This is a genomic window from Ruegeria sp. HKCCE4148, from assembly GCF_017872495.1.
Classification (GTDB): domain Bacteria; phylum Pseudomonadota; class Alphaproteobacteria; order Rhodobacterales; family Rhodobacteraceae; genus Ruegeria.
Map to the genome: position 1 here is coordinate 67,568 of NZ_JAEDOS010000008.1, position 23,472 is coordinate 91,039.

Annotated in this window: 20 protein-coding genes; 12 read left to right on the forward strand and 8 right to left on the reverse strand. The window is 56.2% G+C overall.

Translation table 11 applies throughout. The features are described from left to right. The first annotated feature begins 124 nt into the window (after nucleotides 1-124). From I9187_RS17765 to I9187_RS17790, 6 genes are all read left to right on the forward strand, one after another. Nucleotides 125-574: a cytochrome c gene (locus I9187_RS17765; RefSeq protein WP_171094608.1), complete on the forward strand. Its 450-nt coding sequence runs from the start codon at nucleotides 125-127 to the stop codon at nucleotides 572-574. A gap of 16 nt (nucleotides 575-590) precedes the next feature. After that, nucleotides 591-1,958 carry a cbb3-type cytochrome c oxidase subunit I gene (locus I9187_RS17770; RefSeq protein ID WP_209509359.1) on the forward strand — a complete coding sequence of 456 codons (1,368 nt, stop codon included), beginning with the start codon at nucleotides 591-593 and terminating at the stop codon, nucleotides 1,956-1,958. After that, nucleotides 1,958-2,773 carry a CbbQ/NirQ/NorQ/GpvN family protein gene (locus I9187_RS17775; RefSeq protein ID WP_171094613.1) on the forward strand — a complete coding sequence of 272 codons (816 nt, stop codon included), beginning with the start codon at nucleotides 1,958-1,960 and terminating at the stop codon, nucleotides 2,771-2,773. Before I9187_RS17770 ends, I9187_RS17775 begins: the two co-directional genes overlap by 1 nt. Before the next feature lie 9 nt (nucleotides 2,774-2,782). Next, nucleotides 2,783-4,708, forward strand: a complete 1,926-nt coding sequence (locus I9187_RS17780) for a VWA domain-containing protein (protein WP_171177148.1) — start codon at nucleotides 2,783-2,785, stop codon at nucleotides 4,706-4,708. Further along, entirely contained in the window at nucleotides 4,705-5,253 is a 549-nt protein-coding gene (locus tag I9187_RS17785) for a cytochrome c oxidase subunit 3 (RefSeq protein ID WP_171177146.1), read from the forward strand. The genes I9187_RS17780 and I9187_RS17785 overlap by 4 nt, the downstream gene beginning before the upstream one ends. Before the next feature lie 83 nt (nucleotides 5,254-5,336). Further along, a complete protein-coding gene (locus tag I9187_RS17790) occupies nucleotides 5,337-5,546 on the forward strand; it encodes a nitric oxide reductase F protein (protein ID WP_245223281.1) in 210 nt (69 codons plus the stop codon). A 56-nt stretch (nucleotides 5,547-5,602) separates the two neighbouring features. Here the strand turns inward: I9187_RS17790 and hemA are convergent, their stop codons facing one another. Further along, the gene (gene hemA / locus I9187_RS17795; protein WP_171235100.1) at nucleotides 5,603-6,826 is read right to left on the reverse strand and encodes a 5-aminolevulinate synthase; all 1,224 of its coding nucleotides are present in this window, start codon (nucleotides 6,824-6,826) and stop codon (nucleotides 5,603-5,605) included. 184 nt (nucleotides 6,827-7,010) lie between these two features. Here hemA and I9187_RS17800 point away from each other — a divergent pair, with 184 nt between their 5' ends. Further along, entirely contained in the window at nucleotides 7,011-7,703 is a 693-nt protein-coding gene (locus I9187_RS17800; protein ID WP_171177140.1) for a Crp/Fnr family transcriptional regulator, read from the forward strand. Between the two features lie 175 nt (nucleotides 7,704-7,878). Here I9187_RS17800 and I9187_RS17805 read toward each other — a convergent pair whose 3' ends face one another. From I9187_RS17805 to I9187_RS17835, 7 genes are all read right to left on the reverse strand, one after another. Further along, complete coding sequence (locus I9187_RS17805) at nucleotides 7,879-11,184, reverse strand: adenylate/guanylate cyclase domain-containing protein (RefSeq protein ID WP_171238288.1); 3,306 nt, start codon at nucleotides 11,182-11,184, stop codon at nucleotides 7,879-7,881. A gap of 173 nt (nucleotides 11,185-11,357) precedes the next feature. Then, nucleotides 11,358-11,912, reverse strand: a complete 555-nt coding sequence (locus I9187_RS17810) for a thioredoxin family protein (RefSeq protein ID WP_171238289.1) — start codon at nucleotides 11,910-11,912, stop codon at nucleotides 11,358-11,360. Nucleotides 11,913-12,021: 109 nt separating this feature from the next. Continuing rightward, the gene (locus tag I9187_RS17815) at nucleotides 12,022-13,281 is read right to left on the reverse strand and encodes a TRAP transporter large permease (protein WP_171177133.1); all 1,260 of its coding nucleotides are present in this window, start codon (nucleotides 13,279-13,281) and stop codon (nucleotides 12,022-12,024) included. Continuing rightward, nucleotides 13,278-13,811: a TRAP transporter small permease subunit gene (locus I9187_RS17820; protein WP_171177131.1), complete on the reverse strand. Its 534-nt coding sequence runs from the start codon at nucleotides 13,809-13,811 to the stop codon at nucleotides 13,278-13,280. The genes I9187_RS17815 and I9187_RS17820 overlap by 4 nt, the downstream gene beginning before the upstream one ends. A gap of 63 nt (nucleotides 13,812-13,874) precedes the next feature. Beyond that, nucleotides 13,875-14,849 (reverse strand): TRAP transporter substrate-binding protein, encoded by a 975-nt coding sequence (locus tag I9187_RS17825; protein WP_171177128.1) that lies wholly within the window; start codon nucleotides 14,847-14,849, stop codon nucleotides 13,875-13,877. Nucleotides 14,850-14,873: 24 nt separating this feature from the next. Next, the gene (locus I9187_RS17830) at nucleotides 14,874-15,416 is read right to left on the reverse strand and encodes a 3-hydroxyanthranilate 3,4-dioxygenase (RefSeq protein ID WP_171177126.1); all 543 of its coding nucleotides are present in this window, start codon (nucleotides 15,414-15,416) and stop codon (nucleotides 14,874-14,876) included. Nucleotides 15,417-15,522: 106 nt separating this feature from the next. Continuing rightward, nucleotides 15,523-16,476, reverse strand: coding sequence for a dihydrodipicolinate synthase family protein (locus I9187_RS17835; RefSeq protein WP_171722225.1), 954 nt, complete (start codon nucleotides 16,474-16,476; stop codon nucleotides 15,523-15,525). A gap of 145 nt (nucleotides 16,477-16,621) precedes the next feature. Here I9187_RS17835 and I9187_RS17840 point away from each other — a divergent pair, with 145 nt between their 5' ends. The 5 genes from I9187_RS17840 (at nucleotide 16,622) to I9187_RS17860 (ending at nucleotide 23,471) form a co-directional block, all read left to right on the forward strand. After that, nucleotides 16,622-17,395: an aspartate dehydrogenase gene (locus tag I9187_RS17840; protein ID WP_209509360.1), complete on the forward strand. Its 774-nt coding sequence runs from the start codon at nucleotides 16,622-16,624 to the stop codon at nucleotides 17,393-17,395. A 2-nt stretch (nucleotides 17,396-17,397) separates the two neighbouring features. Then, on the forward strand, nucleotides 17,398-18,363 hold the full coding sequence (locus tag I9187_RS17845; RefSeq protein ID WP_171177120.1) for a LysR substrate-binding domain-containing protein: 966 nt from the start codon (nucleotides 17,398-17,400) through the stop codon (nucleotides 18,361-18,363). Nucleotides 18,364-18,444: 81 nt separating this feature from the next. Continuing rightward, nucleotides 18,445-19,875, forward strand: coding sequence for an NAD-dependent succinate-semialdehyde dehydrogenase (locus I9187_RS17850; RefSeq protein WP_171177118.1), 1,431 nt, complete (start codon nucleotides 18,445-18,447; stop codon nucleotides 19,873-19,875). 115 nt (nucleotides 19,876-19,990) lie between these two features. Beyond that, nucleotides 19,991-22,228, forward strand: a complete 2,238-nt coding sequence (locus I9187_RS17855) for a PAS domain S-box protein (protein WP_171238292.1) — start codon at nucleotides 19,991-19,993, stop codon at nucleotides 22,226-22,228. Nucleotides 22,229-22,364: 136 nt separating this feature from the next. Beyond that, nucleotides 22,365-23,471 (forward strand): cytochrome c peroxidase, encoded by a 1,107-nt coding sequence (locus tag I9187_RS17860; protein ID WP_245223287.1) that lies wholly within the window; start codon nucleotides 22,365-22,367, stop codon nucleotides 23,469-23,471. Nucleotide 23,472: the final 1 nt, after the last annotated feature.

Here is a 23,472-nt window from a genome sequence, read left to right on the forward strand (position 1 = left end):
TTCCTGTCAGCAATTTCAGCCACCTGCGCGCGCTCAGTTTCGTGGTCTTGACTTTCGTTAAGGCACCGCTGCGCACCTCCCGCCATTGTGCAAATACTAGCTAATCTGCGCAAAGGAGAGCGCGATGCGAGAAGTCATGACAAAGAGCATGGCTCGCAACATATTCTATGGCGGGTCACTGTTCTTCATCCTCATCTTTCTGGCCCTGTCGGCCCATTCGCACCTGTATATCGTTAACTCGGAAAACGCCGCCAAACTTGATGAAAGCGTGATCCGCGGCAAGCATGTCTGGGAAAAACACGCCTGTATCAACTGCCACACTATCCTTGGGGAAGGGGCTTACTATGCTCCCGAAGTGGGCAATGTGATGACCCGCTGGGGCGTTCTGGATGACCCGGAATCGGCCTTTGAATCGCTCAAGGGCTGGATGGAAGCACAACCGACCGGCATTCCCGGCCGCCGACAAATGCCCAATTTCAACCTCAGCGACGAAGAAATCCGTGATCTGACCAACTTCCTGATCTGGACGGACAATATCGACGCTCAGGACTGGCCGCCCAACGAGGCAGGCTGAGAAAGGGAACGGAGCAATGAAATACGAATCCCAAAAAATCGCCTACACCTACTTCGCTGTAGCCATGGCCTTGTTCGCAATACAGGTGATCGGCGGCCTACTGGCCGGTTTCATCTATGTATTCCCAAACTTCCTGAGTGAGCTTCTGCCATTCAACATCGTGCGGATGCTGCACACCAACTCTCTGATCGTCTGGCTGCTGCTCGGTTTCTTCGGTGCAGCGTACTTCCTGATCCCGGAAGAGACTGAACGCGAAATCCATTCGCCAACGCTGGCCTACCTTCAGCTGATCATTCTTGTGGTCGGCACCTTGGGTGTCGTCGTCACCTATGTCTTCAACCTGTTCGAAGGCAACTGGTTGCTGGGCAAAGAGGGGCGCGAGTTCCTTGAACAACCCAAATGGGTCAAGGCGGGCATCGTCGTGGCCGCGCTCATGTTCCTTTACAACGTGTCGATGACCGTCCTGAAGGGCAAAAAGACCGCCATCTCCAACATTCTTCTGTTGGGCCTGTGGGGTCTGGCCTTGCTGTTCCTGTTTGCCTTCTACAACCCCGGCAACCTGTCCCTCGACAAGCAGTACTGGTGGTATGTTGTCCACCTGTGGGTGGAAGGCGTCTGGGAGCTAATTATGGCTTCGATCCTGGCCTACCTGATGCTGAAGCTGACCGGTGTGGACCGTGAGGTGGTCGAGAAATGGCTGTATGTCATCGTCGCCGCCGCGCTGTTCTCGGGCATTCTGGGGACCGGGCACCACTACTACTGGATCGGTACGCCAGCCTATTGGCAGTGGATCGGGTCGATCTTCTCGAGCCTCGAGGTGATCCCGTTCTTTGCAATGATGGCCTTTGCCTTTGTCATGGTCTGGAAGGGCCGCCGTGACCACCCCAACAAAGCCGCGCTGCTTTGGTCGTTGGGATGTGCCACGCTTGCCTTCTTCGGCGCCGGTGTCTGGGGTTTCCTGCATACGCTGCATGGGGTGAACTACTATACCCACGGCACGCAGATCACTGCCGCACACGGCCATCTGGCCTTCTACGGTGCTTATGTCTGCCTCAACTTGGCGATCTTCACCTATGCTATGCCGATCCTGAAAAACCGCGATCCGTATAACCAGGTGCTGAACATGGGCTCGTTCTGGCTGATGACCAGCGGTATGGTCTTTATGACCTTCGTCCTGACTTTTGGCGGAACCGTGCAAACGCACATGCAGCGCGTGGTTGGTGACTACTTCATGGACGTGCAGGACCAGATCGCGGTCTTCTACTGGATGCGTCTTGGTTCCGGTGTGGTTGTGGTTCTTGGTGCGCTGCTGTTCATCTACTCGATCTGGGTGCCCCGGAAAGAGGTCATTGAACCCGGCGCAGCCGAAACCCCTGCGGAGTGATGGATATGGACGGCTCCATGAAACTGAATGAGGGGGCGGCAAACGCCCCCTTCTACCTGCCCCAAGGCGATGAATGCGATGTGTTCTGCGCCGCGTATAACAACGACCTGCCGGTTCTGCTGAAAGGTCCAACAGGCTGCGGAAAGACCCGCTTTGTCGCTCATATGGCGGCCAAACTCGGCCGCCCGCTTTACACCGTGGCCTGTCACGATGATTTGGCCGCAGCCGACCTGATCGGGCGCTATTTGCTGAAAGGTGGCGAAACCGTCTGGGTCGATGGCCCCCTGACCCGGGCGGTGCGCGAAGGCGCGATCTGCTATCTTGATGAGGTGGTCGAGGCCCGTAAGGATGTCACCGTCGTCCTACACCCGCTAACCGACGACCGGCGTATCCTGCCGATTGACCGCACAGGTGAAGAGCTTGAGGCTGCGCCCGGCTTCATGCTGGTGGCTTCATATAACCCTGGATACCAGAATATCCTGAAAACCCTGAAACCCTCGACCCGTCAGAGGTTTATCTCGCTCGAGTTCGACTTCCCGTCGCCTGAAATGGAGGCGCAGGTCGTCGCTCAGGAAAGTGGGTTGCCGCTGGAGCGGTGCAAACCGCTGGTGCGACTGGCGAACAAGCTGCGCGGGCTCAAGGGTCAGGACCTTGAGGAAGGCGTTTCCACCCGTCTGGTCGTTTATGCCGCGACGCTGATTGCGCAAGGCATGTCCACCGACCGCGCCATCCTCGCCGCTATGGTTGAACCTCTGACAGATGACGAGGACATCAAACGCGGGCTCCTCGATCTTGTCACGGCTGTCTTTGGGTGAGGCCGGCCGATGGTCAAGATCGACTTTGAGCCATGGGAACCCGAAGAAACGATCGGGAAACTGTGGCACACCCTAGCCAGTCGCCTCGATGCACCCCAGGTGCATGAAGGAGCCGCGGTTGACCTGTCTCAGGTCGCGGGGCGGCTGGCTGTCCTTTTTCGAGGACTTGGGGGTAGTCCGGGCGTTGAATTGCGCCCGGTCTCACCCGAGGTTTCGCGCCACCGCCTAAGCTGGCGGCGCCGATTGGCGACTGAGGTCGAACTGATGCCCCGCGCATCGTTTGACGGTGAAGTGCTTCGGCTACCGGATCGCCTGGCTGTGTTCCCTGCGCGTGAAGCAAATGGCGCGCTTTATGTCTGGCTGGCCGCCGCTGCGGCTCATGCCGGAACCCGCATCGACGAAGATGACGCATTACGCGCTGACCTGCGCGCCCTGATCGCTGCTCAACACATGGTCGATGCAACATTAGATAACGCCCCCGGGCTCCGTCCGCTTTATACCGAGCTGTGCAAGGGCGTTCTGCATCACCGTAACGTTCCCGACCTGCCGCCCGATGAGGCAGCAGTAGAAGAGCTTGTCCGTCATATGCTGGGCGACCCTGCCCCTCTGTCTTCAAGAGCCGAACAGCTTTTGACTGCAGTAGATAACGACCTGTCTGCGCCGCGGGGCTATCAACATTTCCGCCCGGTTCCCCTGTGGCCCGAATTGCGGGCGGTTGGGTTTTCCGAACATAACGAGGTGGAAAACCCCGAGACTGAGGGCGAACCTGAAGAGTCTGGTGAGAAAACTCACCGGGCCCGCCGCCGAAAGTCCGATCAGGCCGAGCGCAGTGACAGTTTCATACTGCACAAATTCGAAGCGATCCTCAGCTGGGCCGAGTTCCTGAATATCAACCGCCGCATCGATGACGACGATCCTGACAATGCCAAGAAAGCCGCTGACGATCAGGAAGAGATCGGCTTGGGTCAGATCTCAAAAGCGCCGCCAACCAAATTGAAACTGCATCTGGACCTTGCGCCAGAGGATGTGAATCGCGAACGCTTATCTGGTCGGATTCTCTATCCTGAATGGGACGTGCGGACCGGGCAATATCTGCCGGATCACGTCAATGTTCTGCTTTCAGATGCCGATATCCGCGAAGACGCGGCCGAGTTTGGCAAGGATCCTGCAACTGCCCGCCGTATCCGTGCTGTGAAACGCCAGTTCGAGGCTCTGCGCCCTGGTAGGGTGATGACGCGAGGCCATCTGGACGGAGACCAGCTGGACATCGAAGCTGCGGTACGGGCCGAAACTGAGCGAATGGCGAGCGGCGAAGCAAACGAGCGCATCTGGATGCAATCGCGCCCGGAAGCCCGTGATCTGGCGGTGTCGATTCTGTTGGATGTCAGCCGCTCGACCGAAAGCGCGGTCACAGGTCGCGCCGTGATCGACATCGAACGCGAGGCTTTGGCCGCGCTTGCCTGGGGTCTAAACGCCTGTGGCGACGACTTTTCCATCCACGCGTTCAGTTCTTTGAAACGTCAACGTGTCTATGTGCAGCGCTGCAAGCGGTTCGATGAACCAATGGGGGCTAAGGTCGAGCAACGTATTGCCTCACTGCGACCGGGTCACTACACCCGGCTCGGCGCGGCGATCCGCCATTGCTCTGCCGATCTGGCCAGCCAATCCCGCAAGCGTCGGTTGTTGTTGGTTATTACAGACGGCAAGCCCAACGACCTCGACCATTACGAAGGCCGCCACGGTATTGAAGACACCTGCATGGCGGTACGTGAGGCGCGCCGTGCCGGGCAATCGGTTTTTGGCGTCACCATCGACAAAACTGGCAAAAGCTGGTTCCCACGCATGTTCGGGCAGGGCGGTTTCGCTGTCATCCCCGACCCGCACCGCCTGACCATGGCCCTGCCTCAAATCTACCGCCAGCTGGTCGGGGCATGAGCAACGCTTCCTTGATCGACGAATTACCTGGCGAGTTGCTGATGTGGGTTCTGATCATATCGGAACTGCTGGTCTTCGGTGCTGGCCTCATTGCCTTTATGGGCGTGCGACTGACCGATCCTGTGGGCTTTGCCGAGGCGCAATCGCATCTCTATCGCACCGGAGCTGCCTTCAACACTGCGGTGCTGGTCACGTCGGGTTACCTGGCCGCGCAAGCTCTGCACTGGCGTCGCGCCGCGGAACGGTTCAAGGCACGGTTTGCTCTAGTGGCTGCAGTTGCGTTGGGGATCGTATTCCTGGGTATCAAAGGTGTGGAATACGCAGGAAAGGCCGCACAGGGCATCACCTATGAAACCCACCCCTTCTTTCTGTTCTATTACCTTTTGACGGGCTTCCACGCCGCCCATGTTCTGGCCGGGGTCGGAATCCTTCTCGTGGTGGCCTGGCGCGACGATCCACGCAATATCGAAGCAGGCGCGCAGTTCTGGCACATGGTCGATCTGGTCTGGATCATGCTGTTCCCCGTGATCTACCTGCTTGGGTAATTAAAATGCCTGCGTGTTCATCTTTTCACAAATACTCCCGCCGGAGGCTCCCAAACGCGCTCACACGCGCGTGGTTCACCCTGTTGGCGCTCAGCCTAACATCGGCGCTGCTGACGCTGTTTCCGCTTGGACCTAAAATCGTCGGCGCTGGTATTCTGGGTCTTGCGCTGCTCAAGTGCCGCATCATTCTGGCGCAGTATCTGGATCTCGCGACCAGCCCGGCCTTGCTGCGTGGGTTTTCCGGGGTTCTGACGGGCTTTGCGTTGATCGTCTTCGTCCTCTATCTGCTCTGAACAAAAATGTGCCGCCCCGAAGGGCGGCAGTTTTTCAAGCAAAGGGGTGCTTTGAACTATTGTGCGGCCATTGGCATGCGCGCGATCTGACAGCGCTGCCACAGGGCTGAAAGCGCACCGACCAGATGGTCGATATCCTCGTCCGTATGAACCGGAGACGGCGTAATCCGAAGGCGTTCGGTGCCTTTGGGAACCGTGGGATAGTTGATGGGCTGAATGTAGATGCCGAATTCTTCCAGCAGCGTGTCCGAGATGAACTTGCATTTCACCGGATCGCCCACCATCACCGGGATGATGTGGCTGGGGTTGGGCAAATGAGGAATGCCTTCGGCATCCAGACGGGCCCGAACCTGCGCCACCCGCTGTTTTTGCAAGTCTCGTTCCGCGCTCGATTGTTTCAGATGCTGGATCGAGGCCGCAGCCCCAGCCGCGATCGACGGCGGCAATGCGGTGGTGAAGATGAACCCGCTGGCAAAGCTGCGGACGAAATCGCACAGCGCGGCAGAGGCCGCGATATAGCCGCCCACCACACCAAAGGCCTTGCCCAATGTGCCTTCAATAACGGTCAGCCGATCCATCAGCCCTTCGCGCTCGGCAATGCCGCCTCCGCGAGGGCCATAAAGACCGACGGCGTGGACTTCGTCGAGATAGGTCATTGCGCCGTATTTGTCGGCCAGATCGCAAATCTCTTTGATCGGGGCAATGTCGCCATCCATAGAATAGACAGACTCGAATGCGATCATCTTGGGCGCGTTGGGGTCGGCGGCGGCCAATTTAGCCTCCAGATCCTCAAGGTCATTGTGGTTCCAGATCACCTTCTGCGCCCGTGAGTGGCGAATGCCTTCGATCATCGAGGCATGGTTCAACGCGTCGGAGAAAACAATCAGATCCGGAATTTTCGCAGCCAGCGTTCCCAACGCAGCCCAATTGGAAACATAACCCGAGGTAAACAGAAGCGCAGCTTCTTTGCCATGCAGTTCAGCCAATTCAGCTTCCAGAAGCACGTGGTCATGCGTGGTCCCCGAGATATTGCGCGTTCCGCCCGCGCCAGCACCGCAGCGGTCCAGCGCATCGTGCATAGCCGTGATTACCGACGGATGCTGGCCCATGCCCAGATAGTCGTTTGAACACCAGATCCGCACATCCCGCTGGACTGGCCCGTCGGTCTGCCGGGCGTTCGGAAAAGCCCCGCAACGCCGTTGCAAATCGATAAAAACCCGGTAATTGCCTTCGTTCTTCAAAGTATCGAGGCTCTGGCTGAAAAATCGCTCGAAGTCCATCTGACATCTCCCGGGATAACTGGCTTTGAGCAGAGCTTAAGTCAGCTGATCTGGTCGTGACATGACAATTGTCAAGTTTGGGGACAAGAATAGGGGTGGTACGCCGCAACGGGCTTTGGCATAGCATTGGTCAAGGTTGATCATTCGGGCGCTGCCCGGAACGGACAAACAGGGGGACGCCTGCATGCCACATGAGGCTCAAAAGGCAATTGCGCGCCAGTCACTGCTTTTGCGCAGCCTGCCTGAGCAGCATGTCGACACTTTGCTGCGTCAGGCCGTTTGGCGACAGTACGACCGGGGTGAGACAATTTTTCTTCAGGAAGAAGAAGCAAAGGCAGTCCATGTTGTTCTGGCCGGTTGGGTCAAACTGTTCCGGGTTACTCCGACAGGTGCCGAAGCGGTGGTGAGCGTGTTCACCAGAGGCGACAGCTTTGGTGAGGCCGTGGCCCTGCGTGATGTGCCATACCCTGTATCCGCCGAGGCCGTGTCCCCCTGTGAAGTTATGCACATCCCAAGCCCCGTGTTGCTGTCGTTGATGCGAGAGGACGCGGAAATAGGTGTCTCAATTCTGGCGGCTACCTTTACGCATCTGCATTCACTGGTCGCTCAGCTTGAGCAACTCAAGGCGCAGACAGGCGCGCAGCGCGTAGCTGAGTTCCTGCTGAATTTGTGTGAAGTCGAAAGTGGCACCTGCGAAGTTGAATTGCCCTATGACAAGATGTTGATTGCCGGGCGTCTGGGTATGAAACCCGAAAGTCTGAGCCGCGCGTTTTCGCGTTTGAAAACAGTTGGCGTAAAGATCAACAGGAACCACGCCGATATCGCGGACATCGACGTTCTGCGTGATTATGCTGAAAACGATCCGAGCGAAAGATAGCGCCAACCCGGATAGGATTGATTGATCGGCTCTGTTCACAACAATGCAGGACGCATGGATCAGTGATCCAACCGTGTGGCGGCAGGTCTGTCTTTTGGTGACAGTAGTGACTGATTATTCTCGGTCGGGGCCACTCCTTCGCAAGCATCTTCACGCAAAAAGCAGGTGCCAGATCTTATGAAGGTCGCGTATTTTCGAGCAGAACCAAGGCGTCTGCGACATCTCTGTTTTGCGTGCTGCCGGTAATCGCGTCTAGTATGCCTTCGATGTCAGGGGGAACCTTGGGCGCACGCCCGCAGCGCTGACAGGTCCGCAGATAATCTACGGCCACGCGAAGCTCGAACATTCTGGCTTGCTGATCGCGCGCAGATTGCAGGGCGTGCGAAAACAGGTGGTCGGCTGGCTTGTCCGAGGACTGTAACAGCGCTTCGATTCGATCTGTTTCAGCCTGCGCCCACCCTTCATTGGTTAAATCTTGCTGCGCACGTGCTTCGTTCAGCAGGTCCAGCGCGGACCTTGAATCTTGCGCGTTCAAAGCAACCTCGGCCATCGCGGTCAGAAACAAGGGTTTGTAGTTTCCGGCCCCACTGGCCCACCAAGCCTCGGCTGCGTCGCGCATCACGCTGAGGGTGTCTGGGTTGGGATTTGTCTGTGCGTCTGCCCAACTGCGCCAGACATTGGCTGTTAAAGTCATAAACGGGAACGCATGTTTGACAGCCAACGCTTCCAGCTGTGCCACAACAGGATAGACCTGTTGGGGGTCGCGCCTCAGCAAATGAAGCATGCAAAGATAGGTCAATGTCTGCGCCATGCTGTGTGCATGTTTCAAATCCTGTGCCGCCGACACAGCCTGAAGCTGAATATCAAGGGCACGGTCTGGCTCGCCGCGAAGCCAGACCGCTATGCTCAGAAAACAGGACGTAATGGCGGCATGATCAGTGCCATAGACATAGGCCAGTCGGCTGTGCTGTTCCGGATCATACAAACTCAGCGCCTGTTTTAGGTGATCACAAGCAGATTCCAGATGCCCGATATGCAGCAACACGGCGCCCATGGCCCGATGCGCGATCATGGTGTGATGCGATTCCTCGTCAAGTTTTGCCAGATCCAGCAATTGCGCTGCAGTGTCCTTGGCCAGATTGTATTCACCCCGCACCAAATGATAAGCGTAAAGGCCATTGAGAACCGGGAAAAGCTGTTCGGTTTCGCCCAGCCGGTTGCACAGGTCGCGTATTCGCGCGTAAGCGGCGCCCGTTTTATCGGCCGCAATGCCTGCAGTCGAACGGAGAACGCCTGCTCGCAGAACCTGAATGCGGGTCTCGTTTCGATCCCGGTCGACAGAGTCGTCCATCTTTTCAAGCAAGGCGACGGCCCGGCCCAATTGTGTCACCGCTTCGACCGCAGCCGACCGTTCGACAGAGCGTTGCCCAGCCAGATACCAATGATCGATCGCCTCCTTCGGCATGTCTGCCATCGTGTAGTGATGGGCAAGTATCTCGGGGCCGACTGCTGCGTCTTGATGTTTGGTCTGTTTCAATGCTTCGACCACGCGGGCGTGCAGCCCTCGCCGTTCGCGTTTCAGAAGGCTGTTATACGCCGTGTCGCGAATGAGGGCGTGACGGTAGGTAAAGGTCTGCTCTGGAACCGTGCCCGAGCTGTTCACGATGTCTGCCTCCACCAGCAAATCCAGACCTGCCCGCAACGCCCTTTCGTCCAACCGCGCAACCTGGGCGATCAGAGGAAACGAGAAATTTGGTCCGATCACCGCCCCTATCTGGGCCACTTCTTTGGCCGAACTCAGTCGATCTAGCCGGGCCATCAAGGCATCATGCAGTGTCTTGGGAACGGAAGATGAGGCCGACGCACCGCCAGCCGCTAAGGTGTCGGTGCCATCAATCAGAAAGTTGGTCTCAATAAGGTCCTTGGTGACTTCTTCGACATAAAGTGGAACGCCGTTGGAACGGGCCGCGATTACATCATAAGCCGCTTTTGGAACAGGTCTGCCATTGGCGACGCCGTCCACGATTTCTTTGATTTGTTCAAAACCCAACTGCTTCAAGTCGACATGAGTTAGATTTGAGGTGAAGGTCCAACCCGGATCAAAGCCCGTGCGATAACTCATCACCATCAGCACAGGTGCATCAGCGAGGCGTTCAACAACAAGGTCGAGCATCAATTTTGTTGTTGGGTCGATCCAATGCGCATCTTCGAACAGCACAAGCAGCGGAGTCTTCCCGGCTGTTTCAAGCAGATGATCCACCAGCATGTCCAGCGTCTGTTTCATCAACTGATCAGGCGTCAGATCCAGCGGACCCAACTGATCCTCGAATGGAACCGACAGAAGTAATGCAGCCAGTTTCAGCGTGAGGTCAGACGGTGCGCCAAACAAGCGCTTTAACTTGTCCAGTTTCTCCGTCGCGCTGTCGTCCACTCGCAATTCTGCCGCGGCCTCAAGCTGGCGAATGACGGGGTACAGTGCGCTGGCATCGTGATAAGGTGAGCATTGAAACCGGATGTGCTGGAACTTGGTTTCGGGAATCGATCGGCTCAGCTCTTCGATCAGGCGGGATTTTCCGATCCCTGCTTCGCCTGACACTAGCGCCACTTGACCATGCCCTTGCCGGGCCAAATCCCATTTGCTGTGCAGGGTTTTGTATTCAAGCGTTCGACCGACAAGCGAGCTCATCGCTGTGTCATCCGAGGCCATGAACCGGCTGAGAGTTTGGCGCGTACCGGTGACCTGCCAGGCTTCAACCTCTTTGGCGAAACCTTTCAACTGAAATGTACCGCGACGTTCGTATTCAAACGTATCGCCCGCAAGCTCGTGTGTCGTTGGCGCAATGATTAGGGCGCCTGGGTCGGCCATGGATTGCAATCGCGCGGCGAGGTTTGGGGTTTCGCCCATCGCTGTGCCATCCTCGAACATCTTTTCACCACGCAGATCGCCAACGACGACCAGGCCGGTGGCGATACCGATACGCACCTGAAGCTGTGCGTGGGTCTGCAAGTTGGGGATTTCGCGAATGATCCGCAAGCCCGCGTGTATCGCGCGTTCGGGATCATCCTCATGCGCGTGAGGAAACCCAAAGAACACCATGATGCCGTCGCCATAATAGCTGGCGATATGTCCGTCATATGCGGCGACGGCTGCGGCGCAGGTTTCCTTGAACAGCCTTAAAACCTCGGCCAGATCTTCGGGGTCGAGCTGTTGCGACAACGGCGTCGAGCCCACAAGATCTATGAACATCACCGTCAGCTGCCTGCGTTCGGCGACAATATTGCGTTCGGGAACTGAACGTCCCTGCGTGCCTTCGCGGATGGCCTTCAAAAAGCGCCGTCTTGGACCCAACGGCAATCCAATTGTGATCAGGTCGTCATCGTTGAGTTCCGAGAGATCGCTCAACTCGATCTCATGCCGGGAAAAGGCGTCGGCATATTTGGATAAGCCGTGCTTGCTCAGCCAGTCTGAGATATCTGCCATGTGACCCCGCGAATGACTCAGACGCGACGATGCCAAGCTCTTCGCGTTTTCGTATGATCCCTAAGATCGGCGTCTGGGCCGCGCGGGACGATTGATCTTATCAAGAACGACAGGGCCGCGCGGGTCAAGAGTGTGTTGTGGCAACAAGGTACTGCACGTTCATCGCGTTGCTCCTAAACGCTTCCGTGGGTCCATTTGATCGAACAACCCATCGATGGTGTCTGATCCTGAGGGCCTTGGCCGGTTTCGGCGATTCGAAGCATCGCATCGACAAGTTCCGGCACGCGCGCTCCGGTTTCGCCGCGGCGCAGATTGTCCAGACGTCCACGGTATTGCAGCAAGCCATTTGCGTTCAGTCCAAAGAAATCGGGTGTACAGACTGCGCCATATGCTCGGCCAACGGTTTGTTCTTCGTCGACCAGATACGGGAAGTTAAACCCGTTTTCGCGCGCGAATTCCAACATTCTATCCGGTGCATCTTCAGGATAGTCGCGATAGTCGTTCGACATCACCGCCAAGACTCCAATCCCCTTTGACATTAACAGGTCCATGTCCTGCGTCAGCCGATCTGCCAGCGTTTTAACATATGGGCAATGATTGCAAATAAAGGCGATCAACAGTCCGTTTCGCAGATGATCGGACATCGTGAAAAGTTGGCCGTTGGGATCCTTCAGCGTGAAGTCCGGGGCCTTCCAGCCAAAATTGCAGATTGGGGTGTCTAGCAGCATGTTCTTCCCTGCGAGTGCTAAGAACGGCGTTAGGTTCAATCTAGCGGACAACTTTTGTAAAGTTTAGCGCAAGTTTTTCCTGTCGCGAAGATGAGCGTTTGGTTCCCCCTCAGATCAGCAGTGTCGACAGGCTGGGGAAATAGCTGAGCAAAAGCAGAACCAATGTCACCGCGATCAGGAAGGGCCAGAGCGATTTGAGGATTGAGCCCGGTGTGGTACCGCTCATAGATGAGGCGATGTACAATCCGATCCCGACAGGCGGTGTCAGCAGGCCAAGCACAAGGTTCAAACAGGCAACTATGCCGAATTGATAGGGGCTGATGTCATAGGACCCGGTTGCAATGGGCAGAAGGATAGGTGTGATCAGGATAATCGCTGCTATGCCGTCGATCACCATTCCAACCAGCAACAGAGCCAGATTTACAATAAGCAGAAATACAAAGGGGTTCGAGGTGACGGATGTGATCAAACCGGCCAGATGCTGCGGTATCTCTTCGTAGATAATGACCCAACCAAACACACTGGCGGCCGCAATCATGAACAGGATCATCGAGGCATTGGCAGCGGTGCGTTTGAACATCTCGGCTAGGTTTTTCGGTTTCAGATCGCCATACACCAACCAGCCCACTAGAAAGGCGATCAGGGACGCAATCGCGGCGGACTCGGTCGGGGTGGCGATCCCGAACAGGATGCCGCCGATGATCGACAGCGGGATCAGCAAGGCCGGAGCGGCGCTGATAAGGGACCGGAAAGCCTCGGCCCGCGTCATCCAGCGGCCTTTGGGAAACTGTTGCTGCCAACCAATCAAAGTGATGACCAGCGCGAAAGCACCAGCCAGAATTAAGCCCGGCAAAATACCCGCAATGAACATATCACCTATGGGGATCTGGGCCAGCACACCAAAGATCACGAACATCATCGATGGCGGAATGACCGGGGCCAATAAGCCACCAGCGGCTGTGGTCGCGGCGGCAAAGCCTTTGTCATAGCCTTCTTCATCCATCGCTGGGACCATAGCGCGCGACATCACCGCGATCTGTGCTGTGGCAGAGCCGATGATCGCCGCCATGAACATATTGGCCAGCAGGTTGATATAAGCCAACCCGCCACGAAACCCGCCGACAAACACCCGCGCTAGCGCGACAAGGCGTCGGGTCATTCCGCCCTCATTCATAAGCTCGCCGGTCAGCATGAAAAGCGGAATGGCTAAAAGGCCATAGTTCTCAAGACCCCCGAACATTTTCTGCGCGAAGCTGTCATAAAGAACAGTGTTGCCGCTTTCCCAGATGTACCAGATGGCGGTGATGGCCAGCACGATTGCCACTGGGACAGACAGAAGCAGGGTCGCCAGAAAGACGATGGGACTCATGTTAGCGTTCCCTTCGTAGGGGCGCTCAGCAAGTGCATGGTGGAATGCAAAGTTGCACCAAGCGCAAACAGCCACATGACAAGCCAGAACAGGTATTTTGGCAGGCCCAGGGTCAGTGTCGGCTCGGCATAGATGAAATTGAACGTCTGTCCTTGAAAAGCCAAGGTGTCAAAGCCGCTGAGCGCGATGTCCAGCGGCAGAAACCAGAGCCAACAGAACCACAGCATCGTGACGGAGAAGGCGAACACAACGACATCGACCGTCTTGCGGATTACCCGTTTTGCGTGATCCGGCACATTGTCGGAGAGAATGGAAATCGACACCGAACTGCGATGATGCAACGCGGCGGACGCGCCCAGAAAGGTCATCCAGACCATCGCGTAAATCGCCAGTTCATCGACCCAGAACAGGGCGTTACCCGCCGTGCGGGTGACGACATTCAGCAAAATCAAAACGGTTATGCAGACCGCCAGAAAGGCAGCGCACCACAATTCGACCCGCGCCAAGCCAGCCGACAGCCGATACAACATCGCTGTTCTCCCGAGAAAAAGGGCGCAGGATCGACCTGCGCCCTTTCCGTCATGCCGTTTTCGTTATTTTGTTTCTGCCGCAGTCTGCCGCAAAGCGTCAAGGGAAGAGGTCTTCTCGGACCAGATCCCGTTCCACTCTTCAATCGCATCGCCAAAGAACGAGGCATCGACCTTTTTGTAGGCTTTGCCCGTGCCTTCAATCTGCTCCAGCCATTTAGAATCGTTTTCGACATAGGCGTCGATGGTGCTGTCGACGTGTTTGGCCATCAGCTCAGAAATCATCGCCCGGTCTTCTTCCGACAAACCCGCCCAGACCTTGGCCGATACCAGACCAACCATCGGGAACATCATATGATCCGACTGCACGATGGTGTCAGCGTGCTCATAATACTTCAGAACCCAAATCAACTCGGCATCCATATCGATGGCATCGACCTGGCCGTTGGCCAAAGCATCATAGACCGCAGGCAATGGCATCGGCGTAGGCGCTGCCCCTACCGCGTTGTAGAAGTCGAGGATAGGTGTAAACGGCGTGATCCGCAGCTTCAGGCCAGACAGATCGTCGGCGGATGAAACTTCGCCTCGGCTGACGATCTGACGCAGCCCGGCCATACCATATCCCAAGCCCACGACGCCAACTTGACCCGGTAGCGGCTCAAGCATGGATTTGGCTGTGTCAGACCGAAGAATGCGCCCTGCGTGCCCAATGTCATCTGCCAAATAAGGAGCGTAGAAAGCCCCCAACTCGGGCGCGCGGTTCGACACTTCCGCGACTGTCATGAAGGCCATGTCCAACGCGCCGGTTTGCAATTGCTGCAGCATTTCAGCTTCGTTCCCCAGCTGGCGCGCCGGGAAAACCGACACTGAATGCGTGCCGCCACTGGCCTCATTCAACTCAGCCCCAAAGGCCTCTGCGGCTTTGGTCCAGATATGCGGTGGCGGCGTGATCAGGCCCAACCGGAACTCTTCGGCCTGAGCGGCAACGGATGACATTGCCAGCACAGCCGCAGAGGCGGCAATTTTTACAATATGTTTCATGACTTCCCCTGTTTTGATCTTATTTCACAATGTAACCCAGCCCTCGGGTGGTTCCTTGCCCGGATGCACCGCCTGACAATTTGGGCAAGTGCGATCTTTTTCCGAGGCATAGAACTTCTGATAAACCGGAGGCAGGTCATCAACGATGGACTTTAGCTGCATTTCTGCGCGATGCACCAGTGATCCGCATTCGAAGCAGTACCATTCGATGGCGTCCAGCTCACCCGTCTGGCGTTTTGGTTCGATAACAAGCCCGATAGAGCCTTCTTGTGGGCGTTGCGGAGAATGGCGCACATGCGGTGGCAGCAGGAACACTTCACCTTCGCGGATCGGAACGTCATAGAACTCCTCTCCATCAAAGATTTTCAGCACCATGTCGCCTTCCAGCTGATAAAAGAACTCTTCGACCGGGTCGTCGTGATAATCCGTTCGCTTGTTCGGGCCGCCAACAACCGTGACCATAAGATCGGCATCTTCCCAAACCTGACGATTGCCCACAGGCGGCTTGAGCAGATGGCGGTGTTCGTCGATCCAGGCCTTGAAGTTAAATGCTTGCAGTTTCGACATGTCCCACTCCCTATCGTCGAAAGTTTGATGTGTTTTTCCACAACGGCAAAGAAATTTTCAGGATCTAGCTATCAGATTTCTTTATACAGCTCAGTGCGCAGCCTTTTCAGACGCGAAGGCCGCATTCGTCGAATGCCTTATGAATGATCGTCTTCTCGGCCTCGGTCAGTTCCAGCATTGGTGGGCGCACACGGCCACCGACCTGACCCAATAATTCCTGCCAGTATTTTCCAAAGGCCGTGGGTTTACCCGCCGGGCGCGTGCGTTTCATGGCATCCCGGACAGGGTTGAGGCTGTCAAACACACGTCGCGCTTCATCCGCCTTTCCGGCAAAAGCCAAATGCGTGTATTCGTTCATCCGCTGATCGACCTTGCTTTGCAGCTGATAAGGCGGGGAGGAACAGAGATAGAGCTTCCAGTCGAGTTCCAGGATATTGTCCAGCCATTCATGTTCGGCTGAGGTTGAGACATGGATCTTGTCTCCGACCATATGTGTCAGCTTCACATACATCTCACGAGGGACTGAGTATTTGATGGCCACGATATTCGGCAAGTCCGCTATGCGTGCGCATTCTTCGGGTTGCATCAGATAACCGCTGTCCGGATGGCTCCACATGGCGATGCCGATGTCCAGTTCGTCACAGAACCGCTTGTAATATTGGTAAAGAACCTCACCGCGATCCTGCACAAAGCTCAGAACCGGCGCGTGCAGCACGATGTAATCCGCGCCGCAGTTCTGGGCATGGTGGGCCAATTCCAACGCCGTATTCATGTTCTGATCCGAGACCGAGACAATCACCCCGGCCTTGCCCGCGCATTCTTCGACGGCAATTTCGAAGTTGCGCTTGCGTTCTTCGATGCTCATCGAAAAGAACTCGCCCTGTTTGCCGGCGACGAACAGGCCCTGAATGTCCAGATCGTCTATCCAATGCCGGATATTCGCGCGCAGCCCGGGTTCATCCAAGGACAGATCTTCATTGAACGGGTTCAATGCTGCAGCCCAGATCCCTGTCATGTTCTCGCGGGCATAAGCTTTTGCGTCGTGTTTGGTGTATTTCATAGAATGCAGTCCCAGTGGCTTTGGCCCCATGAAAAGCACACTGCGACAGTCGATCCAGCCCGATTTCGGGGAAATGGTTATCTGAAAAAATTATACCGCAAACTTACCAATTCAGATTTCTTCTGTGCTGGTCTAGGATTCAGGTATGAAAATAGCAATCATTGGAACCGGCGCAATTGCGCAATATGTTCAGCGCGCCTTACCAAAGCATGAGCACGAAGTGGTGGCGTTTCTCGTCAGACCACATCGTGTTGAGTCAAAAACGCCTTTATTTGTTGGCTCGGTTGATGCCTTGCCAGACGGCACCGACATGGTTTTGGATTGCGCCGGGCATGAGGCCTTGGCCGGTTTGGGGCCGCTCATACTTGCTAAAGGTATCGACATCATCAGTGTTTCTGTCGGTGCACTGGCGGACCGGAAGACCGCAGATCGGTTGGAAAGCGCGGCACGGCAGGGTGGGGGACACTTGCATCTGGCCAGTGGTGCCATCGGCGCTTTGGATTGCCTGAGCGCAGCGGCGGTCGGTTCGCTCACATCTGTTACCTATGTTGGGCGTAAGCCGCCAGCGGGGTGGAAAGGATCGCTTGCCGAACACAGCCTGGATCTCGACAAGTTGAGTGACGCAAAAACCCATTTCCAGGGTTCTGCCCGCGAGGCGGCGCTGTCTTACCCAAAGAATGCAAATGTCGCGGCAGCCGTGGCATTGGCAGGATTGGGATTTGATGACACACAAGTTCGTCTGATCGCAGACCCAACGATCCAAAAGAACATTCACGAGATCGAGGCTGAAGGCGATTTTGGCACCTTTCAGTTTCGGATCAGTGGCACAGCACTGCCTGACAATCCAAGAAGCTCGGCGCTTGCAGCGATGAGTGTGCTGTCCAAACTGAACCAGCTTAATAATCCGATTGTGCTTTAACCATGGTTGGGCGTCACTCTCGCATCGTTGATCGTGCTTTGACACGCCTGAAACTGCGTCAACTGCGTCTGCTGGTTGCCGTGGGTGCGCATGGCAACATTCAAAACGCGGCCCGAGAGTTGGGCATTTCTCAACCTGCGGCCACCAAAATGATCCAAGATCTTGAACTGGATTTTGAGGTCAAACTGTTCACTCGCACCAATCGTGGGGTGGTGCCAACCGTTTTCGGAGAGACCCTGATCCGTCACGGCAAACTGATCTTTGCGCAGGTTTCGAATGCCGCGCAGGAATTGGATGATCTGAACGAGGGTAACTCGGGTCGTGTCGTTGTGGGTACATTGCTTGCTGCATCAACCAGTCTCTTGCCTGCAGGCATTGAACTGTTGCTGGAAGACCGTCCGAATGTTGCGGTCAAGATCAACGAGGGCACGAACGAAGTTCTGATGCCTCGACTTCTGTCGGGTGAGATCGATATGGTTGTTGGCCGTCTGCCGTCACACCGGCATCGCGACAAGATTCGGCAGGAAAAACTGTTCGAGGATCGAATCTTAGCGGTTGTTGGCCCTCAACATCCGCTTGTCCGTCGCAAAGACGTGACGTTTGCTCAAACCAAACCCTTTGGCTGGATACTGCCCCCGCAAGAGACTACGTTGCGGCGTCAGGTCGATCATTTCTTTGTTGGGCAGCAGCAATATGTGCCACCGGTCATGATCGAGTCGGTGTCTTATCTGACGAACCGCGCCTTGCTGCAGTCGCGCGACCTGATTGGTCTTATGCCAGCCGAGGTTGTTGCGCAGGATATCGAACATGGTCACCTTGCCAAAGTTGATTGGAACGTGCCCTTCGGTCAGGGGCCGATCGGTGTTTCTTTTCGTGCTGACGATGATCTGTCACCTGCCGGGCGGGCGTTTAAAACGGCACTGCACAAGGCAGCGCAGGGTAAACAAGCCAGCTATTCGCCAAAGTGATACCCGTATTTGTTCAATTCACTTGAAGTAATGCGAAGCATCGAGCGATCTGAAAACAACGCTAAAAGAGGTGTTAGCTTCATGTATCCAGAGCTTAAACTGTTCATTGATGGCACGTGGCGAAAAACCGACCGCGATATCCCGGTGATCAACCCGGCAACCGAAGAAGAGCTTGGGCGGTTGCCCTGCGCATCGGTGAAGGATCTGGATGATGCGTTGGAGGCGGCTGTCAAAGGTTTCCGCGTTTGGAGCCGCACGTCTCCGCGTGAGCGCGCGGATACAATCCTGCGCGCCGCAGCCCTGATGCGGGACCGTATCGACACGATTGCGCACTCAATGACGTTGGAGCACGGCAAACCCCTGAAGCAAGCCCGGCTGGAAGTGATCCGCGGGGCCGAGTTTTTTGAATGGGACGCTGGCGAGGCCATGCGGACTTATGGGCGGATCATTCCGGCGGCTCCGGGTCACAAATTCGCGGTGCATCGCCTGCCAATCGGAGTTGTCGCAGCATTTTCCCCGTGGAACTTCCCCATGAGCCAACCGGCAAGGAAAATCGCTGGTGCGTTGGCTTCGGGCTGTTCGGTGATCCTTAAGGCTGCGGAAGAAACCCCTGCTGGGGCGTTGCATATTGCCAAAGCGTTTGAAGATGCGGGATTGCCTCCGGGCGTTCTGAACCTGGTATTTGGGGAGCCAGCAGAAGTGTCCGGATATCTGATACCACAAGACCCCGTGCGTCTGGTGGCTTTTACCGGTTCAACAGGTGTTGGGCGGCATTTGACCACCCTTGCGGCCCAGCATGATACGCGTGTGCTGATGGAGTTGGGCGGCCACGCGCCGGTCATTGTCTGTGAAGACACGGATGTTCAGGCGGCGGCGACATCTGGTGCGGTGCGAAAAATGCGCAACGCCGGGCAAGTATGCACGTCGCCGACCCGCTTTTTCGTGCACCAAAGCATCTTTGATCTCTACGCCAATGACTTTGTGAAACGGGCAGCGGCCACAGTTGTCGGCAACGGCTTGGAGTCAGGGGTCGAGATGGGCCCGCTGGCCAATGAACGCCGCGTGCCTGCCCTGACCGAATTGGTCGAGGATGCACGGGCCAAAGGGGCAACTGTCGCCACGGGAGGCGCGCCGATAGGCAATCAGGGCTATTTCTTTCAACCTACAGTCTTGTTGAACGTTCCCGATACCGCGCGGATCATGCAGGAAGAGCCTTTTGGTCCCGTGGCGGTCATAAACCCCGTGGCCTCATTGGATGAGGCAATCGATCAGGCAAATTCTGTCCCTTACGGTCTGGCCGGATATGCCTTTACCAACAGGGCGGATTACATCGACCGATTGATCGATGAGGTTGAAGTAGGAAACCTGTCGATCAACACGCTTGAAGCGTCGATGCCGGAAACGCCTTTCGGCGGTGTGAAATCCAGTGGTTCTGGCCGTGAAGGCGGAACAGAGGGGCTTGAGAATTACATGACGGTCAAACACGTCTGGCATTCGGCTGGCATCGTCTGAGAGAATCAGCAACCCGACTTCTGCGCGATTTGCCGCGCTATAGGCTCTTCGCAATACTCGCTTGAAGCGGGTACCAAGGGTAAACGCACACTGCAAGGATCAGGTCGGAGGTATCATGGTCTTCAGGCACAGCCTTCCCGCGACGGCCACAGGTGAAACATCCGAAAGATCTATGGCCGCACCGCTTGGAGTGGCCATCGCCATGGGGGTCGCGTTGGTCTTCATCCTGTCGGTGTTCCTGTACATGTCGCGCGAAACGACAGACCGGATCGGTGAAATGCGAAAGGTCTGGCAGGGCTATTCAGTCGAGACCACCCCTCGCGGCTATTGGATATCGGAAATCCGGGGATATTTCGGCTATGGCGGGTTGATTCACAACTTCAAAAACTACGTCCTGCGGCACGACGCAGAATACTCGCCGACCTTAAAATCCCAGTCGCAGAACCTTCTGACAACCATCGAAACCTACCGCAACGCCGCGCCGTCGCAGACTGAATTGGATGCATTGCAACGCATCGAACGGGTGGCGCTGGAATATATCGGGAATATTCCCAAGATTGAGGCGGGCATAGCAGCCGGCCTGCGTGCCGAAGAAATAGATGCTTTGGTGCGGGTCGACGACAGTGACGCGCTTGCGGCGCTTTCTACGCTGGAGGCACTGTGGATCACCGAGCGCGATCAAAGCTTGTCGGACATGGTTCAGGCGTTCTCTGAAGGGGAACAGCTGGTGCGCCGCTTCTCGGTTCTGCTGGTCGGTTTAATAGCGGTGGTTGGGGTTATTGCCATCCTGACCACGTTGCTGATCTCAAACATCCTGCGGACCAATCGTCGTTTGAAGGCTGAGTTGGAACTGCGCGAGCAAGTGGAACTGGCCGAGCGCAAGCTTGCGCGGGCTGTCGAACAAAGTCCGGCTTCGATCATCATCACAGACACCGAGCTGAAGATAGAATATGCCAATCGCAAGTTCTTTGACCTCAGCGGATATGAGGCGGATGAGGTCTATGGGCACACGCCCAGAATGCTGCAATCGGGACATTCGGGACAGGGGGTTTACGCCGATCTAAGGCAGAAATTGCAACGTGGTAAAAGCTGGTATGGCGTGTTTCGGAATCTCAGCAAGGATGGCAGCCATTATTGGGTTTCAACTGCGATTTTCCCGCTGGTCGATCAGAACGGCAAAGTCACGCACTATATCGGGATTGGCGAAGACATTACCGAAACCCGGCGCACGCATGAGCAATTTGCCCAAGTGCAGAAGATGGAAGCTGTGGGTATTCTGGCAGGCTCGGTCGCGCATGATTTCAACAACGTGTTGATGAGTATCACTGGAAACGCCGATTTGATCGAACTGGATGCGGAAGGGATTGACGACATCCAGACCTCGGTCAACCATATTCGCATCGCTGCGCGCCGGGCTCAGGCATTGGTTCGCAAGATGCTGACCTTCGCCCGACAAAGACCGCGCAACCCCCGTCGCGGCGATATGGTCAAAGCCACGCAAGAAGCGCTGGATCTGATCCGGGTATCTGCCCCGCCTAGCGTTCAGACGCGCTTTGATATCGAGGTCGAAACTGCCTTTTCCGATTTTGATGGCACACTGTTCTTTCAGACCCTTCTGAACCTGTGTCACAATGCGTTTGAGGCTATGGGCGATCAGCCAGGTGAGGTTGCGTTGCGTATCGGCCTGGTCGACAAGGGTGCGTTGGACGATTTGCCGGACGGCGCTATTGGGGTGATCCGTTTAGACGTCAGCGATACCGGCCCTGGCATTGCTGAGGATTTGCAGCAACAAGTGTTCCAACCTTTCTTTTCCACAAAACCCGTCGGCAAAGGCACAGGTCTGGGTCTGACCATCGTGCACAACAGCGTCGAGGAATGTCATGGTCGTGTCGAACTGCATTCAGAACCGGGCAAGGGCACATGTTTCAGCTTGTTCTATCCGTTGATGCCCGCGCTCAGCCCCGAAGATCAGGCTGAGGTCGAAGCAGTGGCAGGGGACGAACATGTCCTGTTGGTCGACGATGACGAGAACATCCTTTACGTGACGCGGCGGCTGCTGACGCGATACGGATATCGTGTCGAAGCTTATTCCGATCCGTTGAAAGCGCGCGAGGCGTTTCGTGAAGCTCCGGAAAGCTATGACATCCTGATCAGCGACCTGATGATGCCCGGCCTGCGGGGGACGGACCTGATCGAATCCGTGCGCGCAATCCGGTCAGACTTGCCTGCTATTCTGATCAGCAGCTATTTCGATGATGCCGAGGTGTCCGTTGCCGGGGCTTCCCCAATCATGGTTCAAAAGCCGCTGGAAATTCAGTCACTTGCCCGAATTATCCGGTCTCAGATGACCTGAGTTTGTAACATTATTTAACATCTCTTCTTAAAACTTAACAAAGGTCAAATTCTCACGAAACAACTGACCCTTAGTGTTCGCCATACCGATCCCCAATCACCCGGAGAGATCGGATTAGCGATAAAGGGGCTTTTAGATGATGACCAAAGCCAGAACATGGTTCTCGGCGCTTTCGACAGCTTCGCTGCTGACGATGAGCGTCGCGTTCCCGGTTCACCAGGCCCTGGCGGATGAGCCGGGACCGGTAGAAGCCATAGAGTTCGACCCCGCCAAGGCGGCCCTTGGCAAACGTTTGTTTTTTGATCCGCGCCTGTCCGGCGACACCGAGCTGTCTTGCGCCAGCTGCCACCAGCCGGAAAACGGGTTTACCGACGGGCAGGCCCTGTCGGATGCCTATTCCGGCAGCTTGCATTTCCGCAATGTTCCCACGCTGATCAACAGCGCCAAGCGGGCAGCGTGGTTCCATGACGGGCGCATAGGCACCAACCTCAACGACGTGACCCGCGAAAGCATCACCGAGACATACTCGATGAATATGGACATGCGTCTGATGCAAGAACGCATCAAGCAGGACCCCGTCTATGTCGAGATGTTCGAAGCCGCCGGCTTTGGCGAGCCTTCGAACGGCGGTGTCCGCAATGCGATTCCGGAATATTTAAAAACGCTGATCTCGCGCGGGGCACCCTTCGACACCGGTGAGATGTCGGATGAGGCCAAAGCGGGGTACGAGTTGTTCAACGCGAGCGGCTGTAATTCGTGCCACTCGGGCGAGCGCTTCACCGATGACCTGCCGCACAATATCGGCGTTGGCGACAATCCCGATATCTGGGCAACTCCGGAACGTCACATCACTTTCGTGACCATGATGAAGTTCCTCGGCGTCGAGAACTACATGAACCTGCGCGCCGATCCTGGTGCGTATATCCGTACCCACACCGCCGACACGTTCGGCACCTTCATGACACCCACGCTCCGCGAGCTGACCTATACAGCTCCGTATATGCATAACGGCTCGATCGCGACGCTTGAAGATGTGGTGGCCTTCTACAACGCAGGTGGTGGTGACGACGAAAACAAGGATCCGCGCATCAAACCGCTGAACCTGAACGAGACCGAGCAAGCACAGCTGGTGGCCTTCCTCAAGGCACTGTCCGGCGATCCGCTGACCGGCCCCGACTTCGTCGCCGAAGAGATCGATACGGACTATGCGCCGATCGAAAACTGGCAAGACGCAACAAACTGAG

Excerpts from the sequence above, each read along its gene's own strand:
- I9187_RS17820 (WP_171177131.1), bottom strand. The coding sequence starts at position 13,811 with ATGTTGTATCGGCTGTCGGCTGGCTTGGCGCGGGTCGAATTGTGGTGC.
- I9187_RS17780 (WP_171177148.1), top strand. The coding sequence starts at position 2,783 with ATGGTCAAGATCGACTTTGAGCCATGGGAACCCGAAGAAACGATCGGG.
- I9187_RS17855 (WP_171238292.1), top strand. The coding sequence starts at position 19,991 with ATGGTCTTCAGGCACAGCCTTCCCGCGACGGCCACAGGTGAAACATCC.
- I9187_RS17825 (WP_171177128.1), bottom strand. The coding sequence starts at position 14,849 with ATGAAACATATTGTAAAAATTGCCGCCTCTGCGGCTGTGCTGGCAATG.
- I9187_RS17840 (WP_209509360.1), top strand. The coding sequence starts at position 16,622 with ATGAAAATAGCAATCATTGGAACCGGCGCAATTGCGCAATATGTTCAG.
- I9187_RS17835 (WP_171722225.1), bottom strand. The coding sequence starts at position 16,476 with ATGAAATACACCAAACACGACGCAAAAGCTTATGCCCGCGAGAACATG.
- I9187_RS17770 (WP_209509359.1), top strand. The coding sequence starts at position 591 with ATGAAATACGAATCCCAAAAAATCGCCTACACCTACTTCGCTGTAGCC.
- I9187_RS17845 (WP_171177120.1), top strand. The coding sequence starts at position 17,398 with ATGGTTGGGCGTCACTCTCGCATCGTTGATCGTGCTTTGACACGCCTG.
- I9187_RS17810 (WP_171238289.1), bottom strand. The coding sequence starts at position 11,912 with ATGCTGCTAGACACCCCAATCTGCAATTTTGGCTGGAAGGCCCCGGAC.
- I9187_RS17765 (WP_171094608.1), top strand. The coding sequence starts at position 125 with ATGCGAGAAGTCATGACAAAGAGCATGGCTCGCAACATATTCTATGGC.
- I9187_RS17860 (WP_245223287.1), top strand. The coding sequence starts at position 22,365 with ATGATGACCAAAGCCAGAACATGGTTCTCGGCGCTTTCGACAGCTTCG.
- I9187_RS17800 (WP_171177140.1), top strand. The coding sequence starts at position 7,011 with ATGCCACATGAGGCTCAAAAGGCAATTGCGCGCCAGTCACTGCTTTTG.
- I9187_RS17830 (WP_171177126.1), bottom strand. The coding sequence starts at position 15,416 with ATGTCGAAACTGCAAGCATTTAACTTCAAGGCCTGGATCGACGAACAC.
- hemA (WP_171235100.1), bottom strand. The coding sequence starts at position 6,826 with ATGGACTTCGAGCGATTTTTCAGCCAGAGCCTCGATACTTTGAAGAAC.
- I9187_RS17850 (WP_171177118.1), top strand. The coding sequence starts at position 18,445 with ATGTATCCAGAGCTTAAACTGTTCATTGATGGCACGTGGCGAAAAACC.
- I9187_RS17815 (WP_171177133.1), bottom strand. The coding sequence starts at position 13,281 with ATGAGTCCCATCGTCTTTCTGGCGACCCTGCTTCTGTCTGTCCCAGTG.
- I9187_RS17805 (WP_171238288.1), bottom strand. The coding sequence starts at position 11,184 with ATGGCAGATATCTCAGACTGGCTGAGCAAGCACGGCTTATCCAAATAT.
- I9187_RS17775 (WP_171094613.1), top strand. The coding sequence starts at position 1,958 with ATGGATATGGACGGCTCCATGAAACTGAATGAGGGGGCGGCAAACGCC.
- I9187_RS17785 (WP_171177146.1), top strand. The coding sequence starts at position 4,705 with ATGAGCAACGCTTCCTTGATCGACGAATTACCTGGCGAGTTGCTGATG.